This window comes from Azospirillum sp. INR13, from assembly GCF_015390205.1.
In the GTDB taxonomy this organism is placed as follows: domain Bacteria; phylum Pseudomonadota; class Alphaproteobacteria; order Azospirillales; family Azospirillaceae; genus Azospirillum.
Map to the genome: position 1 here is coordinate 76,599 of NZ_VUOI01000016.1, position 18,331 is coordinate 94,929.

Here is an 18,331-nt window from a genome sequence, read left to right on the forward strand (position 1 = left end):
GACCATTGCCGGTGCATGCCCGTCGCTGTACGGGGCTTGGAGTTCATAGGGGTTTTCCCCAAAGGCCGTTCTCGGGGCCGGCCGTTGTGCATGGCACGCCTCTTGCTCTTTTGATCTGGGTCAGTGCGGACCGGCATCCACCCAGGGTAGATGAACATCCTGCCCGCTCTCCGTGCCCAGCAGTCGCCCGGTCCGGCGGTGTCGCGCCGTCCTGTTCGTGCCCCCTGTCTCAAGCCCCCCTGTCTCAAGCCCCCCTGTCTCAAGCCCCCCTGTCTCAAGCCCATTGTTCGACGAGGCCCCGTCCATGCGCGTGAACGAACCGATCACCGACCGCGAAATCATGATGGAAGACGGCGTCCTGCTGGTGTCGCGTACCGACACCGGCGGGCGCATCGCCTTCGTCAACAAGGCCTTTGTCGACATCAGCGGCTATACGGAGCCCGAACTGATCGGTGCGCCGCACAACCTGATCCGCCACCCCCACATGCCGAAGGAGGCCTTCGCCGATTTGTGGGCGACGATTAAGGACGGGCGGCCGTGGGAAGGGCTGGTGAAGAACCGCACCAAGTCCGGCGACTTCTACTGGGTGCGTGCCAACGTCACGCCGGTGATCGAGGACGGCAAGGTGACCGGCTTCATCTCCATCCGCACCAAGCCCACGCGCGAGCAGGTGGCGGCGACGGAGCGGCTCTATGCCGACATCCGCGAGGGCCGGGCGCGCCATCTGACGGTGCGCGACGGGCAGGCGGTGGGCCGTGGCGCCGGCGCGGCGTTCCGGCACTGGTCGGCGAGCGTGACCGGCCGGCTGACCCTGATCTTCGCCTTCATGATCCTGGCGATGCTTGCGGTCGGCGGCGTCACCCTGCGCGGCATGGCCGACAGCAACGCCTCGCTGAAGACGGTGTATGAGGATCGGACGGTGCCGGCTGTGCAGATCGGCGAGATTCTGGACCACATGCGCGACAATGTGCAGACGCTCCAGCGTCTGATCATCGACACCCGCGACGGCACCGACGCCAAGGTGACGGCGGGGCGCGAGGCGCGGATCACCGGCAACGTCGCCACCATCGACCGGCTGTGGGCGGATTATCTCACCACCTATCTGACGCCGGAAGAGGCGGCGCTGGTTGACCGTTTCGCCAATCAGCGCGCCGCCTTCCTGAACGACGGGCTGAAGCCGGCGGTGGAACTGGCGCGCCAGGGCGATTCGCTGCGGCTGGAGGTGCTGGTGCGCGACCGGGTCGAACCGCTGTTCCAGGCCGCCTTCCAGACCAACAAGGAGCTGCTGCAGTTGCAACTGACCGTGGCGAAGGCGGAGTATGAAGGCGCTCTGGAGGACTTCCGCTGGCATCTGGTGTTCGCCGTGGCCGCCGGGATGGGCGTGCTGGCGGCGGCGGTGTTGTGCGGGCTTCTGCTTCTGCGCACGGTGCGCCGGCCGTTGGCCGACTTCTCCGGTGATTTCGACGCCATCGCCCGCAACGACCAGACCCACATCATCGACCTGCCGGCGGCGGCCGAGTTCCATCCCGTCGCCGGCCAGTTGCGCGGGCTGAAGGCCCGGCTCTGCTACGCGGTGCAGGAGCGTGTCGAGCGCGCCCGGCATGCGGACGAGGAGCGGCGCCGCGCGCTGGAGGCCATGGCCTCCACCGTGGAGCGCGAGGCCGGGCGGGCGGTGGAGGAGGTGGCACAGCGAACCGGCGCCATGGCCAGCGAAGCCGAAGGCATGTCCGGTTCCGCCGAGCGGGTCAGCATCAACGCCCAGACCGTGGCGTCCGCCGCCGGCCAGGCGCTGGCCAATGCGCAGACCGTCGCCGCCGCCAGCGAGCAGCTGGCCGCGTCGATCCGCGAAATCTCGTCGCAGATCGCCCATTCCAGCGCGGTGACCCGCCGCGCGGTGGAAAGCGGCCATCACACCCAGACCACCATCCGCTCGCTCTCGGAAACGGTGGCGAAGGTGGGCGACGTGGTGAACCTGATCCAGTCCATCGCCGGCCAGACCAACCTGCTGGCGCTGAACGCCACCATCGAGGCGGCGCGGGCGGGGGAGGCCGGAAAGGGCTTTGCCGTCGTGGCGCAGGAGGTGAAGAACCTCGCCAACCAGACCGCGTCCTCGACCGAGGAGATCACCCGTCAGATCACCGCCATCCAGGCCGTGACCGACGAGGCCGTGAAGGCGGTGGAGGAGATCGGCCACACCATCGCCGAGATCGACCACATCTCCGGGTCCATCGCCGCCGCGATGGAGGAGCAGTCGGCCGCCACCCAGGAAATCAGCCGCAATGTGGTTGAGACCTCGACCGCCGCGCAGGAAGTTTCGTTCCGCATTGCCGCGGTGTCCGAGGAAGCCGACCGCACCGGCGAACAGGCCACCCACGTCAAGAACGGTTCCGGTGATGTCGCCCGCTCCATCGAGTCCCTGCGGCAGGTCCTGGTGCGCATCGTCCGCACCTCCACCGGCGACGCCGACCGCCGGCGCAAGCCGCGCTATCAGGTGGAAGAGACGGGAACGCTTCTGATCGGCGGAGACCGTCTGGCGGTGACCGTCCGCAACCTGTCCATCGGCGGCGCCATGATCGATCCGGTGACCGCGACCGACGGCCGTTCGCTGGCCGGCACCATCGGCCATCTGCGCCTCGACCGCTACGGGGTGGAGGCGGCGGTCGTGGTCAAGGCGGTGGAACACAACCGCATCCATCTGGCCTTCGAGGCGGTTAGCATGCCGCGGGACTTCATCCGTGCCGTGGAAATCGCCACCAAGGATCGCGCACCCGTCGATGTGGCCGCCTGAACTATTCAGCGGCATCCCATCATTCAGCATTGGTAATGGTTAAGCATCTACTTCTTCCCGGTTGGTGAGGACTGCAGCCCTGTGACAATATCGCCAGGGATTGCTTCGAGGTTGAAGGAGTATGCTTGCCGTACTGCCGGGAGATGCACGATTGTCCGCAGCTCCTTCCGGGTGAATGGAAACGAGGTCCGACCGCAACCATGGTCGAAGCAACAACACTCGAAGCAGCCACACTCGAAGCAACCACGCTGCGCCCCCTCCCGGACACCGGCGCGACGGCCGGCACCGCCGCGCCGAAGCTCCGCACCCGCCTGAAATGGCGTCGCGGCAGGCTGGGCACGGCGGTGCCGCGCCTGCATCTGGCGACCGACGCCGCCGGCGACGGGATCTGGGACTGGGATCTCGCGACCGATGCGGTCTGGTACAGCCCGGGTTGGCAGACGATGCTGGGCTTCTCGCCGGGCGAGGTGACTCCGCATCTCGATTTCTGGTGCTCCCGCGTCCATCCCGAAGACCTGCCGCTGGCCCAGGCGGCGCTCCAGGCGCATTTATCCGGCGAACGGCCATTTTACGAGTGCGAGCACCGTGTCCGCGCCAAATCGGGGGAATGGCTGTGGATCCTCGACCGCGGACGTGTGGTGTCCTGGGATGCGGAGGGCCGGCCGCGCCGCATGATCGGGACCCATGTCGACGTCACCGCCCGCAAGCGGATGGAGGAGGAACTTGCCGAAAGCCGGCTGCAGCTTGACGCCATCCTCGACAATGCCCCGGTCGGCGTGCTGCTGGTCGACGGCGACCGGGTGATCCGCCGGGTCAACAAGGCGGCGGCCGCCACCTTCCGGCACCGGATGGAGGACATCGTCGGCTGCAGTTCCCGCATCATCTACGGCGATGACGGGGTGTTCGAGGATGTGGGCCGGCGCGCCTATCCACGGATGCAGTCGGGCGGCCAGTTCGACGAGGAGGTGGCGATGCGCCGGGCCGACGGCACCGACATCCGCTGCCGCCTGATCGGCCGGCCGGTGAAGACGGGCGACCCGGCACGCGGTTTCGTCTGGGTGGTGGAGGACGTCACGGTGCGCTGGCGCGCCGAACAGGCGCTGAACGACCGCGCCGGATTCCAGCGCGTGCTGCTGGACACGGTGCCCGTGCCGATCTTCGTCCAGGACGTCATGGGCCATTACGTGGACGCCAACGACGCCTTCGAACGCTGGATGGGCATCGACCGGCAGGCCCTGTTCGGCCGCACCGTCTTCGACCTCGCCCCGCCGCACGTCGCCGAGGCCGACGAGGCGGTCGACAAGGCGCTGCTGGCCGACCAGAAGCCGCAGAGCTACGAAACCCAGCTGCGCTGTGCCGACGGAACGCTGCGCGACGTGCTGTTCTCCAAAGCCGTCTATTGCCGCACCGGCGGCAAGCCGGCCGGCATCGTCGGCGCGGTGATGGACATCAGCGAGCGCAAGCATGCCGAGCAGGCATTGCTGGAGCGCCAGCAGCTGTTCGAGCAGATCTTCGTCGCCAGCTGCGCGGTGAAGCTGCTGGTCGACCCGGCGGACGGGAGGATCGTCGATGCCAACCCGGCGGCGGCGGAGTTCTATGGCCATCCGCTCGACCGGCTGCGCAGCATGCACATCCACGACATCAACGTGGCGCCGCGCGGGGAGGTGGAGCGGGAGCTGCAACAGGCCCGCAACGCCGAACGCAAGCATTTCCAGTTCCGCCATCGGCTGGCCTCCGGCGACGTCCGCGACGTCGAGGTCTATATCAGCAACATCGTCGTCCATGGCCGCACGCTTCTGATGTCGCTGATCCACGACATCACCGAACGCTGCATCGCGGAGGAGGCTCTGCGCGGCAAGACCAGCGAGTTGGAGCGATCCAATGCCGAACTGGAAGCCTTTGCCTATGTCGCCTCCCACGACCTGCGCCAGCCGCTGCGCGTCATCACCAGCTACCTGACCCTGCTGGAGCGGGGCTTGGGCAAGTCGCTGGACGAGGAGGGCCGGGAGTGCATCGACTTCGCCCGCGACGGCGCCCAGCGCATGGACCGGCTGATCGTCGACCTGCTGGAGTACTCGCGGGTCGGGCGCAAGGCCAAGCCCTTCCGGCCGGTGCCGCTGGACGAACCGCTGCGGCTGGCTCTGCTGAACCTGGAGGTCGCGGTCCAGGATGCCGGGGCCACGGTCACGGTGGGCGGGCAGGACGGCGCCGCGCTTCCGGTGGTGGCCGGTGACGACAACGAGTTGATGCGGCTGTTCCAGAACCTGATCGGCAATGCGGTGAAGTACCGCGAGCCCGGCCGCCCGCCGGTGGTGCGCGTCACCGTGGCTTCCGGCCGGGCTTCGGACCGGCAGGGCGGTGCGCCGGTGGTGCGCATCGACATTCGCGACAACGGCATCGGCATCGCCGCGGAGGACCGCGACCGCGTCTTCGGCATCTTCCAGCGGCTGCACCGCCGCGACGAGTATGAGGGCACGGGCGTCGGGCTGGCGGTCTGCAAGAAGGTGGTCGAGCATCACGGCGGCCGGCTGTGGGTGGAAGGCCCGCCGGACGACGACCTGCGCGATGCGGACGGGCGCCCCTGCGGCAGCCTGTTCCGCATGGTCCTGCCGGCCATGGCGTCTCCGACGTCTCCGGCGGCCCCGGCGGACGCGGATGGGGAGGCACGGGACCGGCGATGACGGCGGAGCCCCTGATCGTGCCGCGCCCGCCGGTTCCGGCCGTCCTGCGCCGCCTGATCGCGGGCGGCCGGCGGATTTGGAAGGCCGCCGCCGTCCAGGCCGCGGTGACGCTGGTGCTTGCGCTGGCCTATCTGTGGATGGGCGACGTCTATATCCGCGTCCTGGTGGCCGAACACCGGGCGAATGCGGCGCTCACCGCCTCGTCGATGGCCAGCACACTGTCCAGCGCGCTGAACGAGCGGCTGGCGCTGGTCCGTGGCCTGACCGCCTTCGTCGAGGTGGCGGCGGTGGCCGGCAGCCTCACCGATCAGTTCCCGCGCTATGCGGAGGGGCTGCGGCGGTCTGTGGTGGGGGTGCGCAACATCTCCGCCGCCCCCGACTTCGTCGTCCGCATCGTCTATCCGGTCGAGGGCAACGAGAAGGTGCTGGGCAACGATCTGCTGAAGGACGCGCGGCCCGGATTCGCCGAAACGGTGCAGCGCGCCATCATCAGCCGCGACGTGACCGTCCACGGTCCCGTCGCCCTGCTCCAGGGCGGGCAGGGGCTGATCGCCCGACAGATCGTCTACGGGCCGGGCAAGCCCTGGGGGGCGGTGGGTCTGGTGTTCGATGTCGGCGCCATCCTGGGCGAGGTGCGCTTCGATCGGGTGCCGTCGCATCTGGGCTTCGCCGTCGTGACCGACGGCGGCCAGCAGGTGGCGGGCGACGCGCTGGCGCTGAAGGGCGATCCGCTGGTGGAGCGGATCAACCTGCCGGACGGGCATTGGGAACTGGCGCTGGCCCCGCGCACCAGCTGGGAGGGTCTCGCCTATACCGACCCGACCTTCCGCGGATTCCAGGCGGCCTTCCTTCTGCTGGCCCTGCTGATCGAGGCGCTGACCTTCATGGCGGTCAGCCGCCGCTACACGCTGGAACGGCAGGTCGACCTGCGCACCGCCGAGCTGGGACGGGCCAAGAACGAGCTGGAGCAGTTCGCCTACGCCACCGCCCACGACCTGCAGGAGCCGTTGCGCGCCATCGCCAGCTATGCCCAGCTTCTGGAGAAGCAGCAGAGGGGCAGGCTGGACGAGGAGAGCGCCGGCTTCATCCGCGAGATCGTCGACGGGGCGGGGCGGCTGAAGATGCTGCTGCGCGACGTCCAGCTGTTCCTGGCGGAGGACCGGGTTCCGCTCGGCTGCGGCACGGTCGCGGCCGGGGACGCGCTGCAGGCGGCGCTGACCGCGCTGAAGCGGCGCATCGCCGATGCCGGCGCCACCGTCACCGTGGGCGAACTGCCGGCGGTGCAGGCGGACGAGCGGCGCCTGCGCGAGATCTTCATCGTGCTGATCGCCAATGCGGTCGAATACCGCCACCCCTACCGCGCGGCGGAGGTGCATGTCTCCGGCCGGCGGATCGACGGCTATGACGTGATCGACGTGCGCGACAACGGCATCGGCATCGAGCCGCGCTACCGCGACCAGATCTTCGAGGTGTTCCGCCGCCTGCATTCGCGTGACGAGCATCCCGGCACCGGCATGGGGCTCGCAATCGCCCGCAAGATGGTGGAGCGGCTGGGCGGCCGGATCACCGTCGTCTCCAGCCCCGGCGTCGGCAGCACCTTTTCCATCCATCTGCCCCATCCCGCCTTCCGAGGATTCCCCTGATGCAGGACCTGACGACTCCCTTCGAGATCCTGCTGGTCGAGGACGATCCGGCCGATGCCGGCCTCGCCAAGCGGGCGCTGCGCGACGGCCGCATCCTGTGCAACGTCGGCCATGTCCGCGACGGCGTGGAGGCGATGGAGTATCTGCGCCGCCAGGGCCCGTTCGCCGGCGCCACCCGGCCCGACCTGATCCTGCTGGACCTGAACATGCCGCGCATGGACGGCCGCGAGGTCCTGCAGGAGTTGAAGGCGGACGAGGAGTTGAAGACCATTCCGGTGGTGATCCTCACCACTTCCGACGTCGACCGCGACGTGAACGCCAGCTATCTGCTGGGTGCCAACAGCTTCATCACCAAGCCGATGGACATGGACGCGTTCTTCGATGCGGTGAAGAGCATCGAGGAATACTGGTTCCGCGTCGTCCGGCTGCCACGGTGAAGGAGGCCAGACATGTCCATCGCCTTACCGGCCAAGCCCGCCCAGTCCCACAGCCCCGAGCCGGAGGAGGGACGCACCGCCATCCTGCTGGTCGAGGATGACGACGCCGATGCGCGTCTGGTGACCCGCTCGCTGACGCCCTATGCCCGCCGCTCCACCGTGGCGCGCGCCACCTCGCTGAGGGAGGCGCGGGCCTGGCTGCACCGCAACGCCTGCGACGTCGTGCTGCTCGACCTGTCGCTGCCCGACAGCTTCGGGCTGGAGACGGTGACCCGCCTGCATGCCGACGCGCCGTCGCTGCCGCTGGTGGTGCTGACCGGCTATGACGACGAGGATTTCGCGCTGGAAATCCTGGCCCACGGCGCCCAGGACTATCTGGTGAAGGGGCAGACCGACGGGCCGCTGATGTGGCGGGCCGTCCAGCACGCCATGGCCCGCAAGCGGCTGGAGGAGGAGCTGCGCCTGTCGGAGGAGCGGCTGCAGGGCATCATCGGGCTGGCGCAGGACGCCATCCTGACCACCGACGAGAACCTGAACATCACCCTGTTCAACCGGGCGGCGGAAAGCCTGTTCGGCTACGATGCCGACGACATCCTGGGGCGGCCGCTGTCGCTGCTGATCCCCGAGCGCTTCCGCCCCGACCACGAGGTCCACATCGCCGGATTCGCCGTGTCGGAGATGCAGGCGCAGGTGATGACCAACCGGCGCGAGGTGCAGGGGCTGACCGCCGACGGACGGGAGTTCCCGGCCGAGGTGTCGATCGCCAAGCTGCACCATGCCCGCGGCCTGCTGTTCACCGCCGTCATCCGCGACGTGTCGGAGCGCATGCGGGTGGAGAGCGAGCTTCGCCGCATGGCGACCACCGATCCGTTGACCGGGCTGAACAACCGCCGCCGCTTCATGGAACTGGCGGAGGTCGAGATGGCGCGGCTGCGCCGCTATGGCCGGCCGGTGTCGGTGCTGATGCTGGACATCGACCGCTTCAAGGCGATCAACGACACCCATGGCCATGCCGTCGGGGATCGGGCGCTGGTCCGGCTGGCGGAGGTCTGCCGCGCCGAATTGCGCGACACCGACCATGTCGGCCGGGTGGGCGGAGAGGAGTTCGCGATCATCCTGCCCGAAACCCCGCTGGAGTCGGCGACCGAGGTGGCCGAACGGCTGCGCCATCGTCTTTCCATGGCGGACGTGGCGTTGCAGCCCGGCGGCCATTCCGGCGGCCAGTCCAGTGGCGGGACGCTGCGCATGACGGTCAGCATCGGCGTCGCCATATGCGGCGACGAGGACGCCAGCATCGAGCGCGCCTTGGGCCGCGCCGACCGCGCGCTGTACGAGGCGAAATCGCTGGGCCGCAACCGCGTCGTCGTCAGCGACGGCTATCCCGGCCCGGTCTTCGCCACCGCATCCATCCCCACTTCCATCGCGAGCTGACGGCATGTCAGAGGAAAAATGGCCGAAGGAACGATGACGGACACCTCCGGCCGGGATGGGGTGCTGCTGGTCTCCGGCGACGCGTTGCGCATACGGCAGCTCGCCATCGCGCTGGGCGGCATTCCCCCGCGGGTGGATACGGTCGAAGCGGCGCTGGACCGTCTGCGCGGCGGTGCAGCGGCAGGCGACGGCGTGGTCGTGATCGACGCCGCCGGCGGAATCGCCGATGCCGCCCCCGGTCATGCCGCGGTCGAGGCGCTGGTCCGGCTGGACCCGGTCCCCGCCGTGCTGGTCCTGTTGCCGGATGGGCAGGAGGATGCCGCGGCATCCTTCATCTCGGCCGGCGCGCAGGATGCGCTGCCGGCCGGTGATGCAGCCGCCCTGCGCCGCGCCATAGCCGCCGCCCGTCGGCGGCAGGCACGGGAAAACCGCCTGCGTGCGGCTCTGGCCGGGGCGGAGCGGGCAGGGAGCGAGGCGGCGGCGCTGTTCGACGCCGCCGCCGCCGCGGTGGAGGCGGCGCTCGATCCCATGCTGGCGCTGACCGCCGCTGCGCTGGAATCGCCTCTGCTGCCGAGCCAGCTGGACCGGCTGACCGGCGTCCGGACGGCGGGCAACACGCTGCGCACAGCGCTGTCGGCCCTGCGTCCGGCGAAGCAGGACTCCCAGGTGTTGGAGACGCTGACCCTTGGCGATCTGGCGGCCGGCGCGACGGCGGTCGCGGTGGAGGGGGGCGCCGACCAACGGTTCATCGGCGATGCGGGCGGGTTGCGCTCCCTGCTGGTACTCCTGACGGCGGAGACGGGGGCGGAGCTGTCGCTGTCTCTTCAGCCGGCGGGGGAGGCGGCCGAGTTGATCCTCCGCCGCCGGGGCGTGCCGCGGCTGCGCCCGCTGGCGCTGGCGGTGGCCGGACCGCAAGTCCGGCGGCTGGGGGGGCGCCTGCTAGCGGACGGCGCGGCTGGCGCGGGTGCGGATGGCGGCGCCGGCGAATGGCTGACCGCCCGAATCCCCGTGCAGTTGCCGGCCCGCCCCGTTGTGCCGCCGGCCGCCCTTTCGGTCCTGCTGGTGGAGGACAACCCGATCGGCCGGCTGGTCGCCGCCGGCTTCCTCAAGGCGCTGGGCCATGCGGTGACGACGGCGGAGGACGGAGCCCAAGGCGTCGCTGCGGCCACCGAACGGCGGTTCGACCTGATCGTGATGGACGTGCAGATGCCGGTGATGGACGGCCATGAGGCATCGCGCGCCATCCGTGCGCTGCCGGGCCAGGCTGGCCGCGTGCCGATCGTGGCGCTCACCGCCGGCACGGATGCCGAGGATGACGCCCAGTGCCGCGCCGCCGGAATGGACGATTGCCTGCACAAGCCGCTGACCATGGATCGGTTGGGCGCCGTGCTGGAGCGCCTGTTCCCCGGCCGTGTCGCGCCGCGTGGCTGATGTTGGCCCGATACAGATTGTCGAAAATTTTACAGACCTAAAACCATATTCCACCTGACGGTAACCGGCCTTCGGTTGCCCGCCGCCGGTTCGGACGGTATCAGTGGAAAGCGGCGAATTGGCTGGAGGATCGGGGATGGATATGCAGACGATCGACTACTCCCGGCACCGCATCCTGGTCGTCGAGGACCAGCCCTTCGTCCGCCGCACCATCGTCCAGATCCTGGGCCAGATCGGCTTCCGCGACGTCGCCGAGGCCGACAATGGCGAGTCGGCGATGTACGAGTGCATCCGCGTCAACCCCGACCTGATCGTCTGCGACATCGACATGAAGCCGGTCTCCGGCCTTCAGTTCCTGGCCCATCTGCGCGCCAGCACCGAGGCTGCCAATCCGCGCGCCCCGGTGGTCTTCCTGACCAACCACACCGAATCCGAGATCGTGAAACAGGCGATGGCGCTGGGCGTCAACGGCTTCGTGGTCAAACCCCCATCCTTCGCCGCGCTGAAGGAGCGGATGGACAGGCTGCTGGGGGGACGGTGAGGCTCCGTACGGTCATTCCGACGCTTGCGCTTATCCTGACGGCCTGTTCCGGTGAGCCGTCGGAGGGCGAGATGCGCAAGCTGGTGGAGACGCACACCCGCCGCATGCTGGAGCGGCAGGGCAATGCCGCCTTCCGCGCCTTCGACAATTTCCGCAAGCAGGGCTGCGTCGAGGCGAAGCTGAAGAACGGGCAGGACGGCAGCGGGCAGTATGACTGCTACTACGCCGCCACCTTCGTGCCGCAGCCGGGGCAGCAACCGCTGACCGTGAACGGCAAGGGGCGCTTCCGCCGCACCGACAAGGGACTGGCCTTCGAGGATCTGGGCGCCCAGCCGCGCTGAAGCCCTTCAGCTGCTGCGGGCAAGGCGCGACAGGGTCGCCAGCGGATCGCCGGCCTCCTCGCCGAAGCAGACCTCCACATCGTCGCACACCTCGCAATTGGGCGATTTGCACAGCATCAGCCCCTCGCGTTCGCAAAGCTGCCGGTAGAAGAACTTCTTCCACTTCATGTCGCCGGCATTCAAAGCCACTAGCGCCGGGAAATGGCGGCGGAACATCGTGTTCAGTTCGCCACGGTCGTGGAACCCCATATCCTGCCACAGATGGTTCGGCGCCAACGACCGGCGGGCCAGGATGGCGGCCAGCCAGCGCTCCTCGTCCGTGCCGCGCGCGCCATGGTCGATCAGGAAGGCGCGCAGGTCGGCCTCCTCGATGGCATCCTCGCCGGCATCCGCTTCGTCGTGCAGGAATGCGACGGCGCCGGCGAAATGCGGGGCGTGGCGGGCTGCCATCTCCGCAAGGTCGGCCTTGGTCAGTGCGAGCGTCTGGGGCATCGTCCGCGCCTCATCCGCGGCGGCAAGCGCCAGGATGCGGCCGAAGATCATGCGGTCGGCAACGGGATCGTCCGGGTCCGTTCGATCCGGAGCGCAGGCAGGCGAATGGGCTGAGAGCTTGGACATGTCCATCTCCACCGGCTGGAAGCACCCGCGACGCCTGCTATCCTGACCCAGGATGCTGCATGTGCGAAAGACGCTCTCCCAACCGTCGGCCTGCGGCATTGCGCCGCATCATTCAGGATGGGCGTCGATCTCCGCGGCGAAGCGTTCGAAGAAGGCGCCCAGCACCCGGTCGGTCTTGGCCTGGACCAGCTTCACCGCCAGCCGGCCGACGGCCCCCGCCCAGCGCAACCGTCAGGCTGTAGGTCAGCAGGGTGCGCCCGCCGTCATCCTCCTCCAGGACCACCAGCGCCTCGCCCTTCACGGCGCCGGCCAGCCCGCCGTTGCCCTGGGCGACCAGCCGGTAGCGGTGGATGCCATCCTCCGGCTCCAGTTTCAGCCGGCCGGAGAAGCGCGCCTTCATCGGCCCCAGCGTGGTCCGCACCCGCGCGGCGTAGTCGGTGGCGGACAGCCGCTCCATCTCTTCCAGCACGGGGATGCAGCGCATCAGCACCGCCGGGTCGCAGAGCGCCGCGAACACGCGGTCGCGCGGCCCGGGGACGCTGTGGGTACCGGTGATGTCCATGCGCCGTCTTCCTCTTTCGCAGTCCCGCAGGGTCGCAACCCGGCGCAACGGCCGGGCAGACACATCTGGTATTGATTGCGGCCGGAACCAAGCCGGCGAACGCCACCAGGAGGACGGATCCCATGCGACAAGCCGCCACGATGCTGACGATCGCCACCCGCGGCACCGGACTGGTCGAGGTGACGGCCCCGGTGCGGCACTGGGTGTCGGAGCAGGGGATGGTCACCGGGCTGCTGACGGTCTTCTGCCGCCATACCTCGGCCTCCCTGACCATCCAGGAGAATGCCGATCCCGACGTGCAGGCCGACCTGCTGCGCTTCTTCCGCCGGCTGGTGGCGGAGGACCCGTCGCTCTACGAGCACACCACCGAGGGGCCGGACGACATGCCAGCCCACATCCGCTCCGCCCTGACCGGCGTCAGCCTGTCGATTCCGGTGATGGAAGGGGAGCCGGTGCTGGGCACCTGGCAGGGCATCTACCTGTTCGAACACCGCGCCCGCCCCCACCGGCGCGAGATCGCGCTGCATCTGATGGGAGAATAGGCCGTAGGGGAGGGTGGTGCGCGGTCCGCCTGAAATATCTTTCATCCGGTCGCAAGGCGCCGGTCAACGGCGGGCACCCTAGATTGCGGACAGCACCGGACAGCCGGAACCGCATCACTGGAGCGTCGTTGCCATGACCACCATTCCCTCCACCACGCCGAACCGTCCGAACCGCCTGCGCCGCACCGTCGCCGCCCTGCTGCTGGGCTCCACGGTGCTGACGGGACCGGCGCTGGCCGGATGGGCGGCATCGCATGCGCAGCAGACGGCCACGCCGCCGGCCGTGACGATGCTGCAGGACACGCCCTCGACCTTCGCCGATCTGGCCGCCAAGGTCAGCCCCGCCGTCGTCAACATCGCCGCGACGCAGGAGGCCAAGGCCGAACAGCGGGCGCAACGCGGCCCCGGCATCCCCGGCTTCCCGCCCGGCTCGCCCTTCGAGGAGTTCTTCCGCCAGTTCCAGGACCAGTTGGGCCGGAACGGCGGTCCGGACGGCGATCAGGATGGCCAGAGTCCGGGACCGCGGGGCAAGAGCGGGGCGCTCGGATCCGGCTTCATCATCGATCCGGCCGGCTTCGTCGTGACCAACAACCACGTCATCGACGGCTCCAGCGAGATCACCGTCACCCTGCAGGACGGCACCGCCATGCCGGCCAAGGTGATCGGCCGCGACGCCAAGACCGACATCGCCCTGCTGAAGGTGGAGCCGAAGACGCCACTGCCGTCGGTCGACTGGGCCGACAGCGACAAGACCCGCGTCGGCGACTGGGTGATGGCGGTCGGCAACCCGTTCGGGCTCGGCGGCACCGTCACCAAGGGCATCGTGTCGGCCCGCGGGCGCGACATCCACAGCGGGCCGTATGACGACTACTTCCAGCTCGACGCCGCCATCAACCGCGGCAATTCGGGCGGCCCGACCTTCGACCTCGCCGGCCGGGTGATCGGCATCAACACCGCCATCTACTCCCCCAACGGCGGCTCGGTCGGCATCGGCTTCGCCATCCCCTCCAACCTCGCCAAGGACGTGGTGGCCCAGTTGAAGGAGTCCGGCAAGGTCGAGCGCGGCTGGCTCGGCGTGAAGATTCAGGAGGTGACTCCCGACATCGCCGACAGCGTCGGCCTGCCCGCCGCCAAGGGTGCCCTGGTGGCCGACGTCACCGCCGACAGCCCGGCCCAGCGCGCCGGCCTGCGCCAGGGCGACGTGGTGCTGAGCTATGCCGGCAAGCCGGTCGACAGCCTGCGCGACCTGACCCGCAACGTAGCCGACACCAAGCCCGGCGGCACGGTCGAGCTGAAGGTCCTGCGCGGCGGCCGTGAAACGGCGGTGCAGGTCCGCATCGAGCGCCTGAGCGAACAGCCGCAGGTCGCCTCGGCCGATACCGACGGCGGCACCGGCGCCGGCCCGCAGGCCGAGGTCGCGCCGGTGAAGGGGCTGAAGCTCGCCCCGCTGGACCCGGCGACGCGCAAGCGCCTGGGGATCGGCGACGATGTCCAGGGCGTGGTGGTGGTCGGGCTGTCGGGCAGCGTCGACGTGCCGATCCGTCCCGGCGACGTGATCGAGCGGATCGGCGATGCCGAGGTGAAGAGCCCGGCCGATGTCCGCCGCCATGTGACCGAGGCCGAGAAGGCCGGCCAGAAGGCCCTGCTGATGCTGATCAACCGTCAGGGCAACGAATCCTTCGTCGCGCTGAAGCTGAAGGCCTGAGGCGGTCCGCCGCCTGAGTGACGGAAGTCCGGCCGGGCGCCACAAGAAGCCCCTCTCCCATCTAGGGAGAGGGGCTTCGAACGTCCGGCCGGGCGCGGCACGCTCGCGCTTGGCCGGGCTGTTTTGGGAGGCTACACTCGTGCTCATGAAGATTCTCGTCATTGAAGATGATCGCCAGGCCGCCAGCTACCTCGCCAAGGGGCTGAAGGAGGCGGGCCATGTGGTGGACGTCGCCAACGACGGGAAGGAAGGCCTGTTCCTGGCCGGTGCCGAGCATTACGACGTGATGATCGTCGACCGCATGCTGCCGGGCCGCGACGGGCTGTCGCTGGTCCAGGTTCTGCGGGCGGCCGGCAACGACACGCCGGTCCTGTTCCTGTCGGCGCTGGGCAGCGTCGACGACCGGGTGAAGGGGCTGAAAGCCGGCGGCGACGATTACCTGACCAAGCCCTTCGCGTTTTCCGAGCTTCTCGCCCGCATCGAGGTGCTGGTGCGACGGCGCGGCGCGGCCCAGCCGCAGACCCGGCTGGTGGTGGGCGACCTGGAACTGGACCTGCTGTCGCGCAGCGTCAAGCGCGCCGGCAAGGCCATCGACCTGCTGCCGCGCGAGTTCTCGCTGCTGGAGTACCTGATGCGCAACGCCGGCAGCGTGGTGACCCGCACCATGATGCTGGGAGAATGTCTGGGATTATCACTTCGACCCGCAGACCAACGTCATCGACGTGCACATCGCCCGTCTGCGCCAGAAGATCGACAAGGATTTCCCCACCCCCCTGATCCACACCGTCCGCGGCGCCGGATACAGCCTGCGCGTGGCGGAGGGGTGACGGGGCTTTTGCGATGCGTGACGTATGAAGCATGAAGGCGCGGCCGGCGGCCTGCACGGCTTCCTTGCCGCGGGCCTGCGGCTGGTGCGGACCACGGCGTTCCGGCTGGCGCTGCTGTATCTGGCGATGTTCGTGCTGTCGGTCGGTCTGATCCTGGGCGTCGTCTATCGCACCACCGCCGGCTTCCTGGAGCAGGAGATCGGCGAGACCATAGCGCTGGAGGTCGCCGGGCTGCAGGACCATTACCGCATCCACGGCCTGCCCGGTCTGGTGGACGTGGTGCGGACGCGCAGCGCGGTTCCCAACAACAACTCCATCTATCTTCTGACCACCGCTGCCGGGGTGATCCTGGCCGGCAACCTGTCGGGCTGGCCGGCGGCGGTGCCCAATGCCAGCGGCTGGACCCATTTCAAGGTCGCCGACTATGGCGGGGTCACCGACCGGCCGTCGACCGCGCAGGCCGTGACCTTCACCCTGCCGGGGCAGTTCCGCCTGCTGGTCGGCCGCGACATGAGCGAGATCGACCAGCTGCGCACCCGCATGTTCCGCTCGCTCGGCTGGATCCTGGGCTCCACCGCCCTGCTTGGCCTTGGGGGCGGGCTGCTGATGAGCCGCGGCGCCATGCGGCGGATCGAGGCGATCAACCGCACCACCCGCCAGATCATGAGCGGCGATTTGAGCGACCGGGTGCCGCGCTTCGGCGGCGGCGACGAGATGGACCGGCTGGCCGGCAACCTCAACGCCATGCTCGACCGCATCGAGCGGCTGATGACCGGGATGCGGCAGGTGACCGACAGCGTCGCCCACGACCTGCGCACGCCGCTGACCCGCCTGCGCTCCCGCATCGAACTGGCGCTGCTGCACGAGACCGCGGACCCGGAGGTCTACCGCACCGTCCTGCAGGACACGATCGCCGAAGCCGACCGGCTGCTCGCCACCTTCAGCGCCCTGCTGTCGATCGCGGAGGCCGAATCGGGCGCCAAGCGGCAGGATTTCGTGCCGGTCGACTTGGCCGAGGTGGTCGAACTGGCCGCCGACCTCTACGAGCCGGTGGCGGACGAACGCGGCCAGCGGCTGAGCGTGGATGTCCGGGGCAAAGCCGACCGTGCGCGGCAACGGCCAGCTTCTGGCCCAGGCCGTGTCGAACCTGCTGGACAACGCCATCAAGTACACGCCGGAAGGCGGCACCATCTCGCTGGTGCTGGAAGGCCCGGCGCCCGGCCGCGCCGCCTGCATCTCGGTGGCGGACAGCGGTCCCGGTATCCCGGCGGAGATGCGCGACAAGGTGCTGCAACGCTTCGTCCGGCTGGACACCGCCCGCGCGTCGCCCGGCAACGGGCTGGGGCTGAGCCTTGTCGATGCGGTGGCGACGCTGCATGGCGCACGTCTGGAACTGGACGACAACGCGCCGGGCTTGCGGGTCAGCCTGGTGTTCCCGCCGGAAGCGCGGCGCTAGGGGCTCAAGGCCGCCATCATCGCCAAAAAAAAGCCCGCCATGCGGCGGGCTTTCAAAGTGACATCAGCGAGAATGACTCCTTGGCGTCCCTTTTGATATGGGGCGGCGCCGACCGGCTTCCAGATCGATCTTCGGACTACCGCCAACGGCCTAGCCTGCTGACTTTCCGCAACGTCCGATGGACTTGAGCGTTCTCCCCCAGGGCCGTCCGTCAGGCGGCCGCAAGCGCGGGAGTTCCGAGAGATGGCGATACCCAGCCGCCCGACCGCCCACCAGACCGCTTCCCCGGGCGCCGTCCCGCCCGGCCGCACCGGCAGCGGGGCGACGCAGGACGAGCCGCCGGCGCGGGCCGCGCGCGGCGAACTGGCCGTCTTCACCTGGAAGGTGCTGATCGTCGCCGGGGTGGCCGCGCTGACGCTGTTCCTGTGGAGGGTGTCGGGCACGCTGCTGCTGATCTTCACCGGCGTGCTGTTCGCCATCCTGCTGCAGCGGCTGACCGGCTATGTGCGGCAGGCGACGGGGCTGGGCCATGGCTGGGCGCTGGCCATCGTGCTGGTGGCGCTGGTGCTGCTGGTCGGCGGCGGAGTCTGGCTGATGGGCACCTCGATGACGGCACAGCTCGGCCAGTTGCAGGAGCAGGTGACAAAGGCCATGGCCATGCTGCCCGACGAGTGGCGCCAGCGCATCATGGACCAGGGCAAGGAGTGGCCCTGGATGAACCAGCTGAGCAGCTTCGCCAGCGGCCTCGTCTATGTCATCGGCGACGCGGTGGTGGTGATGTTCGCCGCGCTTTATCTGGCGGCCTCGCCCGGCGTCTACCGGCGCGGCGTGGTGCTGCTGGTGCCGCCGCAGGGGCAGGAGCGGGCTTGGGAGGTGATGAACGTCGCCGGGGATAGCCTGTGGAAATGGCTGATCGGCCAGATGGTGGCGATGGCCGCGGTGGGCACGCTGACCGCTGTCGGGCTTTGGCTGCTGGGCATTCCGTCGGCGCTGGCCTTGGGCATGGTGGCCGGGCTGCTGGAATTCATCCCGCTGGTCGGCCCCTTCCTGGCGGCGATCCCGGCGCTGCTGATCGCCTTTGCCCAGTCGCCGCAGGATGCGCTGTGGGTCGCCGGGCTCTATCTGGTCATCCAGCAGGTGGAGGGGAACCTCGTCACCCCACTGCTGCAGAAGCGGGTGGTCGATTTGCCGCCCGTGATCACCATCGGCGCCATCGCCGCCGGCGGCGTGCTGTTCGGCATCCTCGGCATGTTCCTGGCGACACCGATCGCCGTGGTCGTGCTGGTGCTGGTCAACCTGCTCTACATCGAGGACAAGCTGGGCCAGCC

14 protein-coding genes and 2 pseudogenes are annotated in these 18,331 nt (G+C 69.2%); 14 read left to right on the plus strand and 2 right to left on the minus strand.

All coding sequences use genetic code 11. The features are described from left to right. Positions 1–304: 304 nt before the first annotated feature. From F1643_RS13455 to F1643_RS13490, 8 genes are all read left to right on the plus strand, one after another. Positions 305–2,788 (plus strand): methyl-accepting chemotaxis protein, encoded by a 2,484-nt coding sequence (locus tag F1643_RS13455; RefSeq protein ID WP_194913691.1) that lies wholly within the window; start codon positions 305–307, stop codon positions 2,786–2,788. Positions 2,789–2,988: 200 nt separating this feature from the next. Continuing rightward, positions 2,989–5,469, plus strand: a complete 2,481-nt coding sequence (locus F1643_RS13460) for a PAS domain S-box protein (RefSeq protein ID WP_194913692.1) — start codon at positions 2,989–2,991, stop codon at positions 5,467–5,469. After that, positions 5,466–7,112 (plus strand): ATP-binding protein, encoded by a 1,647-nt coding sequence (locus F1643_RS13465; RefSeq protein WP_194913693.1) that lies wholly within the window; start codon positions 5,466–5,468, stop codon positions 7,110–7,112. The genes F1643_RS13460 and F1643_RS13465 overlap by 4 nt, the downstream gene beginning before the upstream one ends. Further along, entirely contained in the window at positions 7,112–7,549 is a 438-nt protein-coding gene (locus F1643_RS13470) for a response regulator (RefSeq protein ID WP_014247336.1), read from the plus strand. The genes F1643_RS13465 and F1643_RS13470 overlap by 1 nt, the downstream gene beginning before the upstream one ends. 12 nt (positions 7,550–7,561) lie before the next feature. After that, positions 7,562–8,980, plus strand: a complete 1,419-nt coding sequence (locus F1643_RS13475) for a diguanylate cyclase (protein WP_194913694.1) — start codon at positions 7,562–7,564, stop codon at positions 8,978–8,980. Positions 8,981–9,013: 33 nt separating this feature from the next. Further along, complete coding sequence (locus F1643_RS21735; protein ID WP_255542746.1) at positions 9,014–10,411, plus strand: response regulator; 1,398 nt, start codon at positions 9,014–9,016, stop codon at positions 10,409–10,411. A gap of 136 nt (positions 10,412–10,547) precedes the next feature. Continuing rightward, positions 10,548–10,952 (plus strand): response regulator, encoded by a 405-nt coding sequence (locus F1643_RS13485; protein WP_194913695.1) that lies wholly within the window; start codon positions 10,548–10,550, stop codon positions 10,950–10,952. Further along, positions 10,949–11,293 carry a hypothetical protein gene (locus F1643_RS13490; RefSeq protein WP_194913696.1) on the plus strand — a complete coding sequence of 115 codons (345 nt, stop codon included), beginning with the start codon at positions 10,949–10,951 and terminating at the stop codon, positions 11,291–11,293. Before F1643_RS13485 ends, F1643_RS13490 begins: the two co-directional genes overlap by 4 nt. Positions 11,294–11,299: 6 nt before the next feature. Here F1643_RS13490 and F1643_RS13495 read toward each other — a convergent pair whose 3' ends face one another. Both F1643_RS13495 and F1643_RS13500 read right to left on the minus strand, forming a co-directional pair. Next, on the minus strand, positions 11,300–11,911 hold the full coding sequence (locus F1643_RS13495; protein WP_194913698.1) for a nitrogen fixation protein NifQ: 612 nt from the start codon (positions 11,909–11,911) through the stop codon (positions 11,300–11,302). 112 nt (positions 11,912–12,023) lie between these two features. After that, entirely contained in the window at positions 12,024–12,473 is a 450-nt protein-coding gene (locus F1643_RS13500) for a CoxG family protein (protein ID WP_255542747.1), read from the minus strand. Positions 12,474–12,595: 122 nt separating this feature from the next. Here F1643_RS13500 and F1643_RS13505 point away from each other — a divergent pair, with 122 nt between their 5' ends. The 6 genes and pseudogenes from F1643_RS13505 to F1643_RS13525 form a co-directional block, all read left to right on the plus strand. Continuing rightward, positions 12,596–13,015 carry a secondary thiamine-phosphate synthase enzyme YjbQ gene (locus tag F1643_RS13505; protein WP_194913700.1) on the plus strand — a complete coding sequence of 140 codons (420 nt, stop codon included), beginning with the start codon at positions 12,596–12,598 and terminating at the stop codon, positions 13,013–13,015. A gap of 133 nt (positions 13,016–13,148) precedes the next feature. Beyond that, on the plus strand, positions 13,149–14,720 hold the full coding sequence (locus F1643_RS13510; RefSeq protein ID WP_194913702.1) for a DegQ family serine endoprotease: 1,572 nt from the start codon (positions 13,149–13,151) through the stop codon (positions 14,718–14,720). Positions 14,721–14,865: 145 nt separating this feature from the next. Then, a pseudogene (locus tag F1643_RS13515) lies at positions 14,866–15,547 on the plus strand (winged helix-turn-helix domain-containing protein). A 663-nt stretch (positions 15,548–16,210) separates the two neighbouring features. Continuing rightward, positions 16,211–16,465 (plus strand): annotated as a pseudogene (locus tag F1643_RS23190) (HAMP domain-containing protein); the annotation flags it as partial. A gap of 166 nt (positions 16,466–16,631) precedes the next feature. Next, a complete protein-coding gene (locus tag F1643_RS23195) occupies positions 16,632–17,003 on the plus strand; it encodes a sensor histidine kinase KdpD (protein WP_255542754.1) in 372 nt (123 codons plus the stop codon). Positions 17,004–17,246: 243 nt separating this feature from the next. Further along, positions 17,247–18,331: AI-2E family transporter (locus F1643_RS13525; RefSeq protein WP_194913703.1), on the plus strand; the 1,085-nt coding region annotated here is incomplete at its 3' end.